The sequence below is a fragment of the Trinickia symbiotica genome (assembly GCF_002934455.1).
GTDB classification, from domain to species: Bacteria; Pseudomonadota; Gammaproteobacteria; order Burkholderiales; family Burkholderiaceae; genus Trinickia; species Trinickia symbiotica.
Genome location: NZ_PTIR01000004.1, coordinates 116,071 through 131,197 on the forward strand (window position 1 = coordinate 116,071; position 15,127 = coordinate 131,197).

General features: G+C 62.5%; 12 protein-coding genes and 1 pseudogene. 6 read left to right on the forward strand and 7 right to left on the reverse strand.

The features are described 5' to 3' along the window. Window positions 1-165: 165 nt before the first annotated feature. The gene (locus B0G57_RS08320) at window positions 166-759 is read left to right on the forward strand and encodes a nucleotidyltransferase domain-containing protein (RefSeq protein ID WP_018443009.1); all 594 of its coding nucleotides are present in this window, start codon (window positions 166-168) and stop codon (window positions 757-759) included. A 478-nt stretch (window positions 760-1,237) separates the two neighbouring features. Here the strand turns inward: B0G57_RS08320 and B0G57_RS08330 are convergent. The 7 genes and pseudogenes from B0G57_RS08330 to B0G57_RS08365 form a co-directional block, all read right to left on the reverse strand. Further along, window positions 1,238-1,621: pseudogene (locus tag B0G57_RS08330) on the reverse strand (DNA-deoxyinosine glycosylase); the annotation flags it as partial. Between the two features lie 149 nt (window positions 1,622-1,770). Continuing rightward, on the reverse strand, window positions 1,771-2,433 hold the full coding sequence (locus B0G57_RS08335) for a glutathione S-transferase family protein (protein WP_199189631.1): 663 nt from the start codon (window positions 2,431-2,433) through the stop codon (window positions 1,771-1,773). Window positions 2,434-3,121: 688 nt separating this feature from the next. Then, window positions 3,122-3,412 (reverse strand): type II toxin-antitoxin system ParD family antitoxin, encoded by a 291-nt coding sequence (locus B0G57_RS08345; RefSeq protein WP_035469335.1) that lies wholly within the window; start codon window positions 3,410-3,412, stop codon window positions 3,122-3,124. A 307-nt stretch (window positions 3,413-3,719) separates the two neighbouring features. Then, window positions 3,720-4,220, reverse strand: a complete 501-nt coding sequence (locus tag B0G57_RS08350; protein WP_026230104.1) for a DNA-deoxyinosine glycosylase — start codon at window positions 4,218-4,220, stop codon at window positions 3,720-3,722. After that, window positions 4,217-4,933 carry a chorismate--pyruvate lyase family protein gene (locus B0G57_RS08355; protein ID WP_018443016.1) on the reverse strand — a complete coding sequence of 239 codons (717 nt, stop codon included), beginning with the start codon at window positions 4,931-4,933 and terminating at the stop codon, window positions 4,217-4,219. The genes B0G57_RS08350 and B0G57_RS08355 overlap by 4 nt, the downstream gene beginning before the upstream one ends. Continuing rightward, window positions 4,930-6,822, reverse strand: a complete 1,893-nt coding sequence (htpG, locus tag B0G57_RS08360; RefSeq protein ID WP_018443017.1) for a molecular chaperone HtpG — start codon at window positions 6,820-6,822, stop codon at window positions 4,930-4,932. Before htpG ends, B0G57_RS08355 begins: the two co-directional genes overlap by 4 nt. Window positions 6,823-6,866: 44 nt before the next feature. Then, complete coding sequence (locus B0G57_RS08365; RefSeq protein WP_018443018.1) at window positions 6,867-8,348, reverse strand: aminotransferase-like domain-containing protein; 1,482 nt, start codon at window positions 8,346-8,348, stop codon at window positions 6,867-6,869. A 133-nt stretch (window positions 8,349-8,481) separates the two neighbouring features. Here B0G57_RS08365 and B0G57_RS08370 point away from each other — a divergent pair, with 133 nt between their 5' ends. The 5 genes from B0G57_RS08370 (at window position 8,482) to B0G57_RS08395 (ending at window position 15,107) form a co-directional block, all read left to right on the forward strand. Next, entirely contained in the window at window positions 8,482-9,402 is a 921-nt protein-coding gene (locus B0G57_RS08370; RefSeq protein ID WP_020566465.1) for a DMT family transporter, read from the forward strand. Between the two features lie 82 nt (window positions 9,403-9,484). Continuing rightward, window positions 9,485-10,681, forward strand: coding sequence for an aminotransferase-like domain-containing protein (locus B0G57_RS08375; protein WP_018443020.1), 1,197 nt, complete (start codon window positions 9,485-9,487; stop codon window positions 10,679-10,681). Between the two features lie 104 nt (window positions 10,682-10,785). Further along, window positions 10,786-11,250 carry a RidA family protein gene (locus B0G57_RS08380; RefSeq protein ID WP_020566466.1) on the forward strand — a complete coding sequence of 155 codons (465 nt, stop codon included), beginning with the start codon at window positions 10,786-10,788 and terminating at the stop codon, window positions 11,248-11,250. 12 nt (window positions 11,251-11,262) lie between these two features. Continuing rightward, window positions 11,263-12,150 (forward strand): PhzF family phenazine biosynthesis protein, encoded by an 888-nt coding sequence (locus B0G57_RS08385; RefSeq protein WP_018443022.1) that lies wholly within the window; start codon window positions 11,263-11,265, stop codon window positions 12,148-12,150. 599 nt (window positions 12,151-12,749) lie between these two features. After that, window positions 12,750-15,107: a bifunctional diguanylate cyclase/phosphodiesterase gene (locus B0G57_RS08395; protein ID WP_018443025.1), complete on the forward strand. Its 2,358-nt coding sequence runs from the start codon at window positions 12,750-12,752 to the stop codon at window positions 15,105-15,107. The last annotated feature ends 20 nt before the right edge of the window (window positions 15,108-15,127 follow it).

A 15,127-nucleotide genomic window follows, 5' to 3' on the forward strand; every position in this document is an offset into this window, starting at 1 on the left:
TTTTATTCCAACGTTTGCGGCGCCCAAGATTCAGCTTTTCCTCGATCGGCTCCCGTCGGCGCGCAAGGAATGTTGTCTCAAGCTGTCCGCGGTTGCGTCGTGAATTTGGAAGAGGTTAGGAGCCGTCGTGCTAGATTTTAGCTTGGTCATGCTAGAATTTAGCACATGACAAAACTTGGTGATGCCCTCTTCTCCAGCGCGCAGCAACCCATCTTGGCATGCTTGTTTGGGCGGCCCGAGCAATGGTTCCACGTCCAAGAGTTGATTCGGCTGACCAATCTCGGCAGCGCCACCGTCCAACGCGAACTCAACCGTCTCGAAAAGGGCGGTCTCATCGAAACGCGACGCATCGCAAACCTCAAACAGGTACGAGCCTGCGAACACAACCCCATTTTCGATGAGCTACGTCTCATTGTTATCAAGACCTTTGGCGTCGTCGAGGTTCTCCGCGAAGCGCTAGCGCAGCTCGCTTCCAACATCAAGCTCGCCTTTGTATACGGATCGGTGGCTCAAGGCAGTGACCGCGCCAGCAGCGATATCGACTTCATGTTGATCAGCGAAACCCTCAGCTATGGGCAAATCATGGCCGCACTCGGGTCTGCTGAAAAGCAGCTAGGTCGCGCGGTGCAGATTACCCAGTACACTCTCGAAGAATTTCTCGACCGCAAGCGCAGCAATCATCCCTTCCTCGCGGAAGTGCTTCGCCAACCGAAGCTGATGGTCATAGGAACAGAGGATGACATTGACAACGTTGGATAACCTCGTACCCATAGGGAAACTAAAGCCCTTCCGGGCGAACCGCAGCGAATTCGAGCATCTACTTGGCCTCGCCCCGGACACTGCTGGGCACAGTCACGAGCAGTGCCTCGATGGCCACGGAGAGTCAGTTCATCCTTGCGTACGATGCCGCTCATGCCGCATCACGCGCAGCGTTACGCGCTCACGGATATCGGAGCGACGATCGATACCTCGTCTTTCAATGCCTCGAACACACGATTGGCTGGCCAACAGGAAAATGGCGCGTACTCGATAACTGCCATCGGAGGCGCAATGCGGCCGAATACGAAGGCAATATCGATCTTCCCGCGAGTCTCACCGCTGAGTTGGTTCGGCTCACTGCTGAACTCATTGACACGGTCTCCGCACTCGAACATCTGCTGCCGCCTGCCTGATGCCGCTTCGCGGGGGCACTCGTCCGGCCGCTACTGAGGCGCACAACAATGTGATTTGAGCAAAGCTAGATCGCCAACCACTTACGCAACGCCTCCCACGCCCTCAACTTCTCAGCATAAGGCACAGACGCATACGCAGGACTGCTCGACGGCAGCTTGAGGAGGTCCAGCGACGCCCGACTTTCCGCCAACGCCTGCATCCCGATCTTCGCCGCCGTGCCGCCGTTGAATGCGACCGCGACGAGATTCGGCAACGCGGCCACGAGTGCCGCGAGATCGTTCGTCGCATGATCGCGAATCCGGCTGTCGAGGCTTCCTTCCCGCCTTGCCTGCGCGATCACATCCCATAACCCCACGCGATGATCGAGCAGCAACCGCAACCGCGCCTCGTACTCCATGCTGGGCAGCGGCTCCCCGATTACATCGCCTATCAAATGCCAAAACCGGTTGGTGTTTTGTTCAATTTGACATCTGGCGGAGCGACCCCGGCCATCAACGAAGTGCCAATAGCGTTCGCGTCACTGTCCTCGATGTTATCGCCGTCTCTTGCGGCAAGCTGTGTGCTCCGTACGTTCCCTCTGGCGCGACAAGCTTGCCGCTATGAATGACGCGGAGGGATCCGTTCGCCGGGCATCAGGTCGTACGGCTGCTTCCAACCCGGTAGCGATGAAATTCGGTCCATCCAGCGGGCGATGTTCGGGTGTGTTGCGGAAAAGTCGAAGCCCGTCTCCTCGGTCGGATAGAAAACATATCCGGCCATCGAGATATCAGCAATGGTCGGCCTGTTCGCCACAATGAATTTGTTGTCGGCAAGATGGCGATCGACAACAGCAAACGCTGCTTCGGCACGGCCCCTGAAAAAAACCAGGACCTCTGGATGTGGCTGGGTTGAAGCGAATGACCGGATCCATCGGTAAGTGGCGAGATAGCTCGTGAACTTGTGATTGTCAAACAGCATCCATCGCAAGACTTCGTGCTTTTCGTCGTCGCTTTTTGCACCGAACTTCTCGAGATGATCGGCGAGGTAGTGCAGGATGACCCCCGACTGCGACAGTTTTTTGCCAGCATGTTCGAGAACCGGAACCTCGCCCATTTCGTTGACGTCCTGTCTCCATTCGGCCGTACGCGTTGCGCCACTCATGTAGTCGACAAATACCGACTCCCAGTCGGCATCGGCGCATGAGAGCATCAGCGCCACCTTATAAGCGTTGCCCGACTGGGCGAAGCAGTGCAGCTTGTATTCTCTACTCATAGTCTGCATGTTCGAAATTGACCCATCGGCCACTGTGCCATATCATCGAGGCACTCTGGAAGCAACGTGACTTGCTTGCGGTCTTCGCCCTCAATGAATCTCTTCATCCGGTCACCCGAGCGTGAATGCGTTGATCAAGTTTAGGCGATCAGCGCGTTTTCACACACCCTAGGTCGATTGCAGCCGCTCACCCGCATGCATCTTGAGCGTGCCGCCAAGTCACCCTTTTGCGTAACAATCACGAATTCTCAAAGCCAGATTCGTTGGCTGACGGCCATAGCCGGCCTACTGTTCTGTCAGTGCTGCTTTATAGCAGATGCGATCGCATCGCCGACGTTCCCACATCGACGCGACCGTCAATGGCGTGCAGGCCAGAATCCGGACGGATGCAAAGAGAAGATTTCGGTCCAGTTTTGACCGCCGTACGTGATGCCCGCGAACGTAACCGTCGACGCCGAGTCATCCACAGCGTATGCGAGGATAGTCTCCCCTTCGATGTTCCACGTTCGAAGCCCAGACATCAGGTCACCGTGACTGGTGCCACGATTCGGAAATGTGGCGAACGTTTCGCACGTATCGAACACGGTGGACCTGTAGCGATCGATTGAAGCATCCGAGCGACCATGGTCGACCATGTAGGACTCTATGTTCTGAAGCATTTCATAGAACGACTGCAAGTACTGAACTTTATACTTCCTCACCCAGTAGGTCCCGTTTTATTCCCACGACGTTTGCGGCGCTCACGATTCAGCTTTTCCTCGATCTGCTCCCGGGTCATCGCAGTTCCCGGGTTGGCTTTGTATTGGAGGTAGGCAGGCACCACCTCCTCGGCTAGCCATTGCCGAACAGCCTTGTCCCGCTCCTTCAGCAACCGAAGCCCGTCTCTGATCACCTCGCTATCGCTGTTGTAGTCCCCGCCCGCGGTTTGCTCGCGGACGAAGTCGAGCAGTTCAGGCGTCAACGTAATCGTCAAGCGTTCGCTAGCCATGATTTGGCTCCCTATCCGTTCCAGTATGACAGTATCATACACGGGTAGGACGCGCCCCACCCTATGGGCAGGATCAGTGCTCGATGTGTGTTGTCCCTCGCTGTCCCGCACTGCGGTCAAAAGCGTCACCCTATCATCGGATACATCTCAAAACCAGGAGCAAAGGAACCCCGTAGACTAGGGTCGAACGAGCAGAATTACCGAATCGCTGGTTAGGAATTTTGGACAAGCGCGCCTCTGGATGTATCAGGACGTTTCAGGCGAGCAAACACTCCCCGAACTGCGCAGAGAACCGTCTTTCGGCGGCCTACACCACCAACCACTTGCGCAACGCTTCCCACGCCCGCAGCTTCTCGACATAAGGTACGGCCGCGTAAGCCGGACTGCTCGACGGTAATTTGACGAGGTCGAGCGATACCCGGCTTTCCCCCAGCGCTTGCATCCCGATCCTCGCTGCGGTGCCGCCGTTGAAAGCTACCGCCGCGAGATTCGGCAACGCCGCCACGAGCGCAGCCAGATCGTTCGTCGCATGATCACGAATCCGGCTATCAAGACTGCCCTCGCGTTTCGCTTTCGCGATCACATCCCACAGCCCCACGCGATGATCGACCAGCGCCTGCAGCCGCGCCTCGTACTCCATACCCGGCAGCGGCTCACCAATCACATCCCCGATCAAATGCCAAAATCGATTTTGCCGATGCGCGTAGTACTGCCCCTGCGCAAGCGACGCTTCGCCCGGCAGACTGCCGAGCACTAGGACGCGAGTGTGCTCGTCGACGACCGGTGCAAACGAACGCTTCAGCATCACGATGACTTGGGGCGAACCGAATGCGGATGCGGATGCGGCGCATGCAACGGCCGCGCGAGCCGTCCGCGCCTGTCGTGAGCGGTCGCCGCTGTGTCTCCTGCCAACCGCCGCACGGCAGGTGACGCCCCCTTCTCGCGCGAGTTCCGCGCTTCGAGATGCGCCCATAGCGCCGGCAGCATGCACTCCGTCACCATCAGCGGCTTTCCGCGGCGCAGGAACACCGAGCGGCGCGCAAGGAGCCCATGCGGCGGCTGGGCCGCGATCTCGCGCCGCGCCAAGTCGAACAGCGGATGCCGCGACGTCAACCGCACGCTGACGAGCGCGGAGCGCGACACGCTGCCATCGTCATAGAGCAGCTCGGCGAGCGGCCGGGAAGAAAGCCGACGCATCGACTGCCAGACGCCGCGGCTCGCCGCGAGCGGTGCGATGCTGTGCGCCGCGACGAACGGCACCCCCTGCACGAGCAGGACGACCTCGCGCACCCACACCCGTTCGCGCCGCGCGACCCCGAGCGCCGCCCGTTCATCGGCCCAGGCGCAGGCAACCGCCTCGCGCGTCACGCGCAACGTGACGCTGCCGAGCATCCTCAAATGCGCCGTCAAGGAACCACCGCGCGTAAGCCAATCCTTCTGGTCGAAGGTGAACGACGGACGCGGCGTGGCACGCCACGCTCCGCGCGCGGCCGCAAGACGCAGCCGTCCTGCACGGATCATCGGGCGAGCAGCAGCGCGTTCGTGCGCTTCACGAAGCTCGCCGGATCCTCGAGCGCACCGCCTTCGGCCAGCATCGCCTGATCGAACAGCAAGTGGCACCAGTCGCCGAAATCGCCGCGCTCCGGCGAGATTGCCTTGACGAGCGCATGGTCGGGATTCACTTCGAGGATGGGCTTGAACTCGGGCGTGTTTTGCCCCGCCGCCTTCAGCATCCGCTGCAGATAGCCGCTCATCTCCCCCTCATCGGCGACGAGACACGACGGAGAATCGGTCAGGCGAAACGTGAGGCGGACATCCTTGGCCTTGTCCTTGAGCACGTCTTTCATCTTCTCGACGAGCGGCTTCATCGTCTCGTTCATCGCTTCGTGCGCCTTCTTCTCCTCATCGTCGAAGGCGGCGAGATCGAGGTCGCCGCGAGCAACGCTCGCCAGCGGCTTGCCGTCGAACTCGGTGAAGTACGCCAGCGCCCATTCGTCGACGCGATCCGACAGCAGCAACACCTCGATGCCCTTCTTGCGGAACACTTCGAGATGGGGGCTGTTCTTCGCCGCTTGCCAGCTGTCCGCGCTCACGTAGTAGATCTTCGTCTGCTCGGGCTTCATCCGCGCGACGTAGTCGGCGAGCGAAACGGTCTGCTCAGGCGTGTCCGTGTGCGTCGTCGCAAAGCGCGCGAGCTTTGCGATCCGCTCGCGGTTCGCGAAATCCTCGCCGAGCCCTTCCTTCAGCACCTGGCCGAACTCCTTCCAGAACGCGGCATACTTCGCCTTGTCCTCATCGCTCTCGGCGTTCGCGAGTTCCTCGAGCATCGACAGCACGCGCTTCGTCACGCCATCGCGAATCGCTTTCACGTCGCGGCTTTCCTGCAAAATTTCGCGCGAAACGTTGAGCGGAAGATCGCTCGAATCGACGACCCCTTTGATGAAGCGCAGATACGACGGCAGCAGCTGCTCGGCGTCGTCCATGATGAAGACGCGCTTCACATAGAGCTTGAGCCCGCCGTGGCGCTCGCGGCTCCAGAGATCGAACGGCGCGCGCTTCGGCACATACAGCAACTGGATGTACTCGCTGCGGCCCTCGACGCGGTTGTGCGTCCACGAGAGCGGATCCTCGTGATCGTGCGAGATGTGCTGATAGAACTGTTTGTACTGCTCCTCGGTGATCTCGCTTTTCGGACGAGTCCATAGCGCGCTCGCCTGATTGACGGTCTCGTCCTCCTCCTTCTCGACGAGCTCGCCCTTTTCGCTGTCCCACTCCTCTTTCTTCATGAGGATCGGCAGCGCGACGTGATCGGAATATTTGCGGATGATCGAGCGCAACCGGTACCCGGAGAGCAGCTCATCCTCACCTTCGCGCAGATGCAGCGTGATGGTCGTGCCGCGCGCTTTGCGCTCGATGGCCTCAACGGTGAAGTCGCCCTCTCCCGCGCTGACCCAGCGCACGCCTTCGGCGGCCGGCAGTCCGGCGCGGCGCGTCTCGACGGTGATCTTGTCCGCGACGATGAACCCCGAGTAGAAACCGACGCCGAACTGGCCGATCAGCGCCGCGTCCTTTTGCTGATCGCCGGAGAGCTGCGCGAAGAACTCTTTCGTCCCCGAGCGCGCGATCGTCCCGAGGTGCGCGATCGTCTCATCCCGGCTCATGCCGATCCCGTTGTCGTCGACCGTCACGGTCCGCGCGGCCTTATCGAACGAAACCCGAATGCGCAAATTCGGATCGTCCTCGAACAGCTCGCTCTTCGCGATCGCCTCGAATCGCAGCTTGTCCGCCGCGTCCGACGCGTTCGAAATCAGCTCGCGCAGGAAAATCTCCTTGTTGCTGTAGAGCGAATGGATCATCAGTTGCAGAAGCTGCTTCACTTCCGCCTGAAAGCTGAGGGTTTCTTGTGCCATGCTCTCGGTTCCCAATTTTTTGGTGAAAGAGGATTGACCGGCGCTCAACTGGGGACGGCCACCGCCGTTTTCAAGGGCTTCGCGCCGCGCCGGCCATCGAGATAGCCGGCGAGAAATCCAGGCAGCGCCGGATCGCCACAGTTGGCGACGTTAAAGCGCATCCAGCTCGTCGGCGACTGGTGCGGCGAAAAGAGGCTTCCCGGCGCAAGCACGAATCCGGCCTCCTGCCCGGCCGCCGCGAGCGTGTCGGCGTCGACGCCCGTATCGGCCCAGAGGAACATGCCGGCCGCGGGCATCGTGAAGAGCTTCATGCCGGCCGTCTCGAGCATCCGCGCCGCCTTGTCGCGCACGCCGTCGAGCCGCGCGCGCAACCGCTCGACGTGGCGCCGGTAGTGCCCCTCGGTCAGCACCTTGTAGAGCAGCCGCTCGTTGAGCTCGGGTGTCGTCATGCCGACGAGCAGCTTCTGATCGGCAAGCACCCGCGCCATCTCGTGCGAGCATGCCGCGAAGCCGACACGCAAATTGCCGGTCAGGGTCTTCGAAAAGCTCCCGAGGTAGATGACGCGCTTCAATTGGTCGAGGCTTGCAAGGCGCGTAGCGGGGTAGCCCGGCGGCACGAGATCGCCATAGGCGTCGTCTTCCACGATGACGAAGTCGTACTCCTCCGCGAGCCGCAGAATGCGAAATGCCTGCGCGGGCGACACCGATGTTCCCGTCGGGTTGTGCAGCACCGAATTGATCAGAAGCATTTTCGGCCGCCAGGTCGCGACCAGCGCCTCGAGCGCATCGACGTCGGGCCCGGCCGCGGTATAGGGCATGCCGATGAGCCGCGCGCCCTGCGAGGCGAAGCGGCCGAACATCTGGAACCAGGCCGGATCGCCGACGATCACCGTATCGCCCGCCTGCACATAGAGCCGCGCGATCAGATCGATCGCTTGAGTAATGCCGGAGACGAGCACGATCTGCTCGGGCGTTGCGCCGATCTCGAGCTCCGCGAGGCGCGTCTGCAATTGCTGACGCAGCGGCAAAAAGCCCTGCGCCGTACCCATGCCGAGCCACTGCGTGGCGCTTTGGCGGCCGAGCGTGCGCAGCGCGCTCGCCACGAGCTCGCCGTCGAGCCAGCGCGCCGGCAGGTAACCGAGCCCCGGCCCCTTCTCCGGGCTGCTCGTTTGCAGCGTATTGCGCACGAGCCAGGCCACGTCGATGGCGCTGCGGGCCGGCTCCGCGCGCGTCTCCTGCCGGCGCCGCGCATCGGGCGCGCCGATGGCCGAGCGCTCGCGCACGTAAAAGCCCGAGCCTCGCCGCGATTCGATATAGCCCTGCGCGACGAGCCGTTCGTACGCCTCCACGACGGTAAACCGCGAGACGCCCTTGTCCTGCGCGAGCTTGCGGATCGACGGCATGCGCATGCCGGGCCTGAACACGCGCTCGTCGATGCGGCGGCGGGCCCATTGGACGAGCTGATCGACGAGCGTGAGCGACGCGGCGCCGTGCGGAGCGGGAATCAGATCGAGGGGAACGGACATGGCGGCACCATGAACTGTACAGAAAAGTATCGCTGCAATTGTACCGTTACTGTGCTGGCGCGGGCGATTAAAGTGGACGCTGCTTCTTCCTTTCAACCTCTTTCCAACAGCAACGGTCCGGACTTTCATGAGGATGAATTCGCGCGAATCGCAAGGCATGCTGCTCGGTCTCGTCGGCGTGATCGTCTTCAGCCTGACGCTGCCGATGACGCGCATCGTGGTGCAGGAGTTCCATCCATTGCTCAACGGTCTTGGCCGGGCGCTCGCCGCGTCACTGCCGGCGGGCGCGCTGCTCGCCTGGCGACGCGAGCCATGGCCGACGCGCGCGCAATTGAAGGGCCTTTTCGTCGTCGCGCTGGGTTGCATCGTTGCGTTTCCCGTCTTTTCGGCTTGGGCGATGAAGACCGTCCCGTCGTCACACGGCGCGCTCGTGGTCGGACTGCAGCCGATCTTCGTCGCGCTTTACGCGGCCTGGCTCTCGCACGAGCGGCCATCGCCGGCTTTCTGGGCGAGCGCGGTGGTGGGCAGCGCACTCGTCGTCGCCTACGCGCTTCACGCCGGCGGCGGCGCGCTCGCCCCGGGTGATGCGCTGATGCTCGCGGCGGTGGCGGTCGGCGCACTCGGTTATGCCGAGGGCGCGCGCCTCGCGCGTCAACTGGGCGGATGGCAGGTGATCTGCTGGGCGCTCGTCGTCGCCGCGCCGTTTCTCGTCGTGCCGGTCGGCTGGCTCGGCTGGGAGCAGCATGTTCATCACCCCGGTCCGGTCGCGCTCAAAACCTGGCTTGCGTTCGGCTATGTCGCCCTTTTCTCGCAGTTCATCGGCTTTTTCGCCTGGTATGCGGGCCTCGCGATGGGCGGCACGGCACGCGTCGGCCAAGTGCAGCTGTTGCAGATCTTTTTCACGATCGCCTTCGCAACGCTCTTTTTCGGCGAGTCGGTCGCGCCGTCCACGTGGCTTTTCGCCGCCGCGGTGATCGCGACCGTACTCATCGGCCGAAAGGCGGCCGTCCGCACGGCAAGCCCGGCTCGCCCGGGCCTGCGACTGGAGCGATAATCGCGGCTTTCGCCAAGCAACGCAGCGGGCCGCTCGCCGATGCGCTTGCCGCCGCTTCCCCAACCGCTATAAGGAGACTTTCATGGATCAAAGCGACTTGCCACACCGCAACTGGCAGCTTTCCGAGCGCGCCCGCAAGCTGACGAGCTCGGCCATCCGCGAGATCCTGAAAGTTACCGAACGGCCCGAGGTCATTTCGTTCGCGGGCGGCTTGCCCGCGCCGTCCACTTTCCCCGCTGAGCGAATCCGCGCGGCCACCGATCGCGTGCTGCGCGAAGCGCCGGCCGCCGCGTTGCAGTACAGCGCCACGGAAGGCTATGCGCCGCTGCGCGAATGGATCGCCGCACGATGCTCGACGGCAGGCGCGACGATCCGCCCATCGCAGGTGCTGATCACGACGGGCTCTCAGCAGGCGCTCGATTTGATCGGCAAGGCGCTCATCGATCCGGCAAGCCCCGTGCTCGTCGAGACGCCGACCTATCTCGGCGCGCTTCAGGCGTTTTCGCTCTACGAGCCGCGCTACGTGCAGGTGCCGACCGATGACGATGGGCTCATTCCCGAGGCGCTGACTTCAGAGCTCGTGAAAGGTGCGCGGTTGCTTTACGCGCAGCCGAACTTCCAGAATCCGACGGGCCGCCGGCTCACACTCGAGCGGCGTCTGGCGCTCGCCCAATTCGCGAAGACGAGCGCCTTTCCCGTCGTCGAGGACGATCCGTACGGCGCCCTCGACTACGCAGGCAAGCCGCTGCCGACGTTGCTCTCGATGGCGCCCGACCATATCGCCCATTGCGGCACTTTCTCGAAGATTTTGGCTCCAGGGCTCCGGCTCGGCTACATCGTCGCGCCCGAGGAGCTCCACTACAAACTCGTGCAGGCCAAGCAGGCGACCGATCTGCATACGCCGAGCCTCACGCAGCGCATCGTCCACGAAGTGATCAAGGACGGCTTCCTCGACGAGCAAGTGCCCGCCATTCGCGCGCTCTATGCGAGCCAGTGCGAGGCCATGCTCGACGCGCTGGCGCGCCATATGCCCCAGGGGGTGAGCTGGAATCGGCCCGAGGGCGGCATGTTTCTCTGGGTCACGTTGCCGGCAGGCATGGACACGATGCAGTTGCTCGAAGCCGCCATCGCGCATGATGTGGCCTTCGTGCCCGGCGCACCGTTTTTCGCGAATGAAGCCGCATCGAATACGTTGCGCCTCTCGTTCGTGACGGTTCCGCCCGCACGCATCGACGAAGGCATCGCTCGCCTTGCCGCGTTGACTCGCGAACGCCTCTGATCGGCGGCGCAACGGCGGCTTTCTCGCTCAGGGCTCCGGTCCGCGCGAAGGCCGCCGAGGCGCTTTGCCGGTTGTTCAATTCAATGAATTTTCAAGGACATCTCATGGCTCAGCAAAACGTGTACGACAAGCTCAAGTCGCTCGGCATCGAGCTGCCCACGGCACTTACGCCGGCCGCCGCCTATGTCATGTGCGCGCAAACTGGCAACACCGTGTACGTGTCCGGCCACATCGCCAGGAAGGACGGCAAGCCGTGGGTGGGCAAGCTCGGTTCGACGATGACGACGGAAGAGGGCCAAAAGGCCGCCCGCGCGATCGCGATCGATTTGCTTGCCACGCTCCACGCATTCACGGGCGATCTCAATCGCGTGAAGCGGATCGTCAAGGTCATGAGCCTCGTCAATTCGACGCTCGAGTTCACCGAGCAGCACATCGTGACGAACGGCGCGTCGGAATTCTTCGTCGACGTCTTCGGCGAAGCCGGCAAGCACGCACGTTCGGCTTTCGGCGTCGCGCAAATCCCGACCGGCGCCTGCGTCGAAATCGAGCTCATCGCCGAAGTGGCATAAGGGAGAGGCTGGATGCCTTCACGCCAGGTTCGCTTCAAGCAGGTCGACGTGTTTTCAGCGGCGCCCTTCAAGGGCAATCCGCTGGCGGTCGTTTTCGATGCCGACGGGCTCGACACCGATCAGATGCGGGCGATCGCACGATGGACGAATCTCTCGGAGACCACGTTCATCTGCAAGCCGACCGACCCGTCGGCCGATTACCTCGTGCGTATCTTCACGCCGGTCCATGAACTGCCGTTCGCGGGGCATCCGACCCTCGGCACGGCGCACGCGCTCGTTGATAGTGGCTACCGCCCCAAAACGGCGGGCCGTCTCGTGCAGCAGTGCGGCGTCGGCCTCGTGGAAATCGAGGAGCGCGCAGCGGGCGTGCGAGCGTTCAGCGCTCCGCCGGCCCGGCTCACGCCTTTGGCCGAAGCCGATTGGGCCGCATTGAGGGAAGCGCTGGGTACGGAGACGATCGATTTCCACCACATTGCACCAACGTCCGTCGACAATGGCGTGCACTGGCTCATGGTCGGCATCGATTCGCCGGAAACGTGCGTCGCGCTCGCTCCCGATGCCGGCGCGCTCGCCCGCATCGCCGAGCGCACCGGCACCAGCGGGGTCGCCCTATACGCCTCCCACGGCGACGGCGGGCCCGCGACGCTCGAGGTGCGCTGCATCGTCGTCGAAGGCAACCTCTCCATCTATGAAGATCCTGTGACGGGAAGCGCCAACGCGGGGCTCGCGAGCCTTTTCGCCGCTCACGGGCGCCGCCACGGCGAGCGCTATACGGTGCGGCAGGGCACCGCGCTCGGACGCGACGGTCGTGTCTTCGTCGAATACGACGACACACGCGGCAAAATCTGGATCGGCGGGGCCGCAGCGACGATCGTCGACGGTACGATCCAGCTGCCCTGAATCGGGCGTCTCCTCTACTCGGCCCGTACCGCCGGCTCCGCTCCAATGCGGCCCCCGCCGCGCCCCCGGCGGTCCTTCTTCACAATCACGAGTTGCCACGGCGCCGAGGAATTGCTCTTCAGCGCCGGTGCGCCGCTGCCCAACGTTGAGGCAGTGCCGCCCCGAAGCAGGCGCTGCCGGGCATGAGCCGGACAAAAAGCGCGTTCCATGAGCAAAAACGCCTCCGGCGCCGGAAACGTGCCCGCCATTGCACACGTTTACCCGATTAAGTCAGGCTATCTAAATTGCTGACCATTCAGTAATATCCTTCTGAAGACTGCCTGCTCCAAACGGGGACTTTCTCCGGGAACCCCCGAGAGGACTTCTTTGAAAAGCCCCGATAGGATGCTCGAGTCGGGGAGCCCCCGCGAGGACTTCATCAGGGAGCCTACGAAAAGGTGCTCCGTCCGGGGCTCGCGCGGTGAGCCGGCGACTGTGGATGTCTTTCACGGGGCGCCGCGATCAGCCACGCAGATGCTCGCCATGCAGCCAATGAATGAATCTGCCATGCTAGTAGGACACCCGCTCTCGCTCTCGCCGCTTGCCAGGCCCCGGCCCCGATGAACTTTTCCCGGTCCCATTCCGCCCGTGACGCGCGCACAAGGCACGACCCGGTCGGCTCGCGACGCCGTGCGCTCGTCGCGATCCCGGTGCTCGGCCTGCTCGTGCTCGTGCTGCTATGGACCGTCATCTCGGCGCGCCTTTCAGTGGAGCGCGAGTCGACCTACCGGGAAGCGGCCGCTTCAGCTGCCATTCTCTCCGCCGCGCTGGAGCAGCACACGATCAAGGCGATCCATCAGGTCGACCAGATCACGCGGTTCGTCAAATTCGAGTTCGAGAAAAATCCCGAGCACTTCGACCTGCGCAGCACGGTCGAAAAAGGAGTCGTCCAGAGCGATACGCTCGTCCAAGTCTCGATCATCAATGAGCACGGCACGCTCGTTGCGTCGACGGCCGAGGTGAATCCGGCGCCGATCGACCTCTCCGATCGCGAGCATTTCAAGGTGCACGAGCACGAAAACGACGACCAGCTCTATATCAGCACGCCCGTTCTCGGCCGCGTCTCCCATCAATGGACGCTGCAGATGACGCGCCGCCTTAACCACCTGGACGGCTCGTTCGCCGGGGTCGTCGTCGTATCGGAAAATCCGGGGTATTTCACGAGCGACTTCTACAACAACGCGGCAATCGGCAAGGACGGCGTGATCGCCGTGGTGGCCGACAGCGGAGCCGTGCTCGCGCGCCGCACCGGCGCCGCGCGATCGGCCACCGCGTTTTCGGCAACGGGCGTCTATCCGATCTCCGAGCACGTCTCGGGCACACAGGTCGACCCGATCGACCGCATCAAGCGCATCGTGTCGTATCGACATATCGACGGCTATCCGATGGGCGTGCTCGTCGGGCTCTCCCAAGCGGAAGAGTTCGCCGACTACCATCACACGCGCAACGTCTATCTGCTGATGGCCGGTTTCATCTCGCTCGCGATGCTGGGGTTCTTCGCCGTCGCGACAGGGCTCATCGGCAAACTGCTCGGCCGCGAGCGGGAGATGACGCATCTCGTCGAATACGATCTGCTGACAGGCCTGCGCAACCGCTACGCCACGCTGCAGAGTCTGCGCCACGACGTAGGCGATCCCGCCAACGTCGGCCGGCTCGCGATCCTCTTCATCGATCTCGACAACTTCAAAACGGTCAACGACACGCTCGGCCACAACGCGGGCGACATCGTGTTGCAGATGACGGCCTCGCGGCTAGCCGATACGGTCGGGAACGCGGGCGTGCTGTCGCGCATCGGCGGCGACGAGTTCGTCGTCGTGCTGAAGGGCGGCGACGTCGAGCGGCAAGCCGTTCAGCTCGCCGAAAGCATGCGCGACGTGTTCGAACAACCGTTCGATGTCCGCGGCACTTCGTTCGTGTTGCATGCGAGCATCGGCATCGCACTTTATTCGGTCGCGAGCGAAAGCGAGATCGATCTGCTCAAAAAAGCCGATCTCGCGATGTACAGCGCCAAGGACGCAGGCAAGAACTGCTATCAGTTCTACTCGCCGCACTTGTCGCACCGGGCCGATCACTTGATGCAGTGGGAGCAGCAGCTTCGCGTCGCGCTCACGGAACGCCAGCTCTTCCTCGTCTATCAGCCGAAGATCGATCTTGCGCGGCGGTGTATCACGGGCTTCGAAGCGCTCGCGCGCTGGAATCATCCGCAGCAAGGCGTGATCTCGGCGAGCGAGTTCATTCCCGTGGCCGAATCGACCGGCCTTATCGTGCCGATTGGCGATTTCGTCATCGCCGAGGCCTGCAGGCAGCTGGCAGCGTGGCAAAGTCAGGGGCACGAGACGCTGACGCTCGCCGTCAACATTTCCGCTGTGCAGTTTTGGCGCGGCGATCTCTACGAGACGATCGCTCGTGCAATCGAAGAAACAGGGATCGCCGCACACCGGCTCGAGCTCGAGATCACCGAGACCGCCATGATGGAGTACCCCGATCTCGTATCCGAGAAAATCGCGGCGCTCAAAAAACGGCTCGGCGTCAGCATTGCGCTCGACGATTTCGGCACCGGCTACTCGTCGCTTTCCTACCTGAACCGCTTTTCGGTCGATACGCTCAAAGTCGATCGATCGTTCGTGCAGGCCATTCCTGCCGATCGCAGCGTTTGCGTGATGGTGTCGGCCATCGTCAACCTTGCGCGCTCGCTCGGGCTCACGGTTGTCGTGGAAGGAACCGAAACCGAAGAGCAGATCGCGTGGCTGTCCGCGCTCGGTAACATCCAGGCGCAAGGCTTTCTCTTCTCACGCCCAGTCCCGGCCGACGGTATCTCCACGTTGCTCGATCGATTCGGCGTATGTGGAATGCGTGAGCCGCTTGCTGTCTATGGCAGCGGCAGCAGTCAAAAGAGCACGAGCGGACAGTCCGCTTGAAAACATGATCGCGGGGCGCC

Excerpts from the sequence above, each read along its gene's own strand:
- B0G57_RS08335 (WP_199189631.1), bottom strand. The coding sequence starts at position 2,433 with ATGCAGACTATGAGTAGAGAATACAAGCTGCACTGCTTCGCCCAGTCG.
- htpG (WP_018443017.1), bottom strand. The coding sequence starts at position 6,822 with ATGGCACAAGAAACCCTCAGCTTTCAGGCGGAAGTGAAGCAGCTTCTG.
- B0G57_RS08380 (WP_020566466.1), top strand. The coding sequence starts at position 10,786 with ATGGCTCAGCAAAACGTGTACGACAAGCTCAAGTCGCTCGGCATCGAG.
- B0G57_RS08365 (WP_018443018.1), bottom strand. The coding sequence starts at position 8,348 with ATGTCCGTTCCCCTCGATCTGATTCCCGCTCCGCACGGCGCCGCGTCG.
- B0G57_RS08395 (WP_018443025.1), top strand. The coding sequence starts at position 12,750 with ATGAACTTTTCCCGGTCCCATTCCGCCCGTGACGCGCGCACAAGGCAC.
- B0G57_RS08375 (WP_018443020.1), top strand. The coding sequence starts at position 9,485 with ATGGATCAAAGCGACTTGCCACACCGCAACTGGCAGCTTTCCGAGCGC.
- B0G57_RS08345 (WP_035469335.1), bottom strand. The coding sequence starts at position 3,412 with ATGGCTAGCGAACGCTTGACGATTACGTTGACGCCTGAACTGCTCGAC.
- B0G57_RS08320 (WP_018443009.1), top strand. The coding sequence starts at position 166 with ATGACAAAACTTGGTGATGCCCTCTTCTCCAGCGCGCAGCAACCCATC.
- B0G57_RS08385 (WP_018443022.1), top strand. The coding sequence starts at position 11,263 with ATGCCTTCACGCCAGGTTCGCTTCAAGCAGGTCGACGTGTTTTCAGCG.
- B0G57_RS08370 (WP_020566465.1), top strand. The coding sequence starts at position 8,482 with ATGAATTCGCGCGAATCGCAAGGCATGCTGCTCGGTCTCGTCGGCGTG.
- B0G57_RS08355 (WP_018443016.1), bottom strand. The coding sequence starts at position 4,933 with ATGATCCGTGCAGGACGGCTGCGTCTTGCGGCCGCGCGCGGAGCGTGG.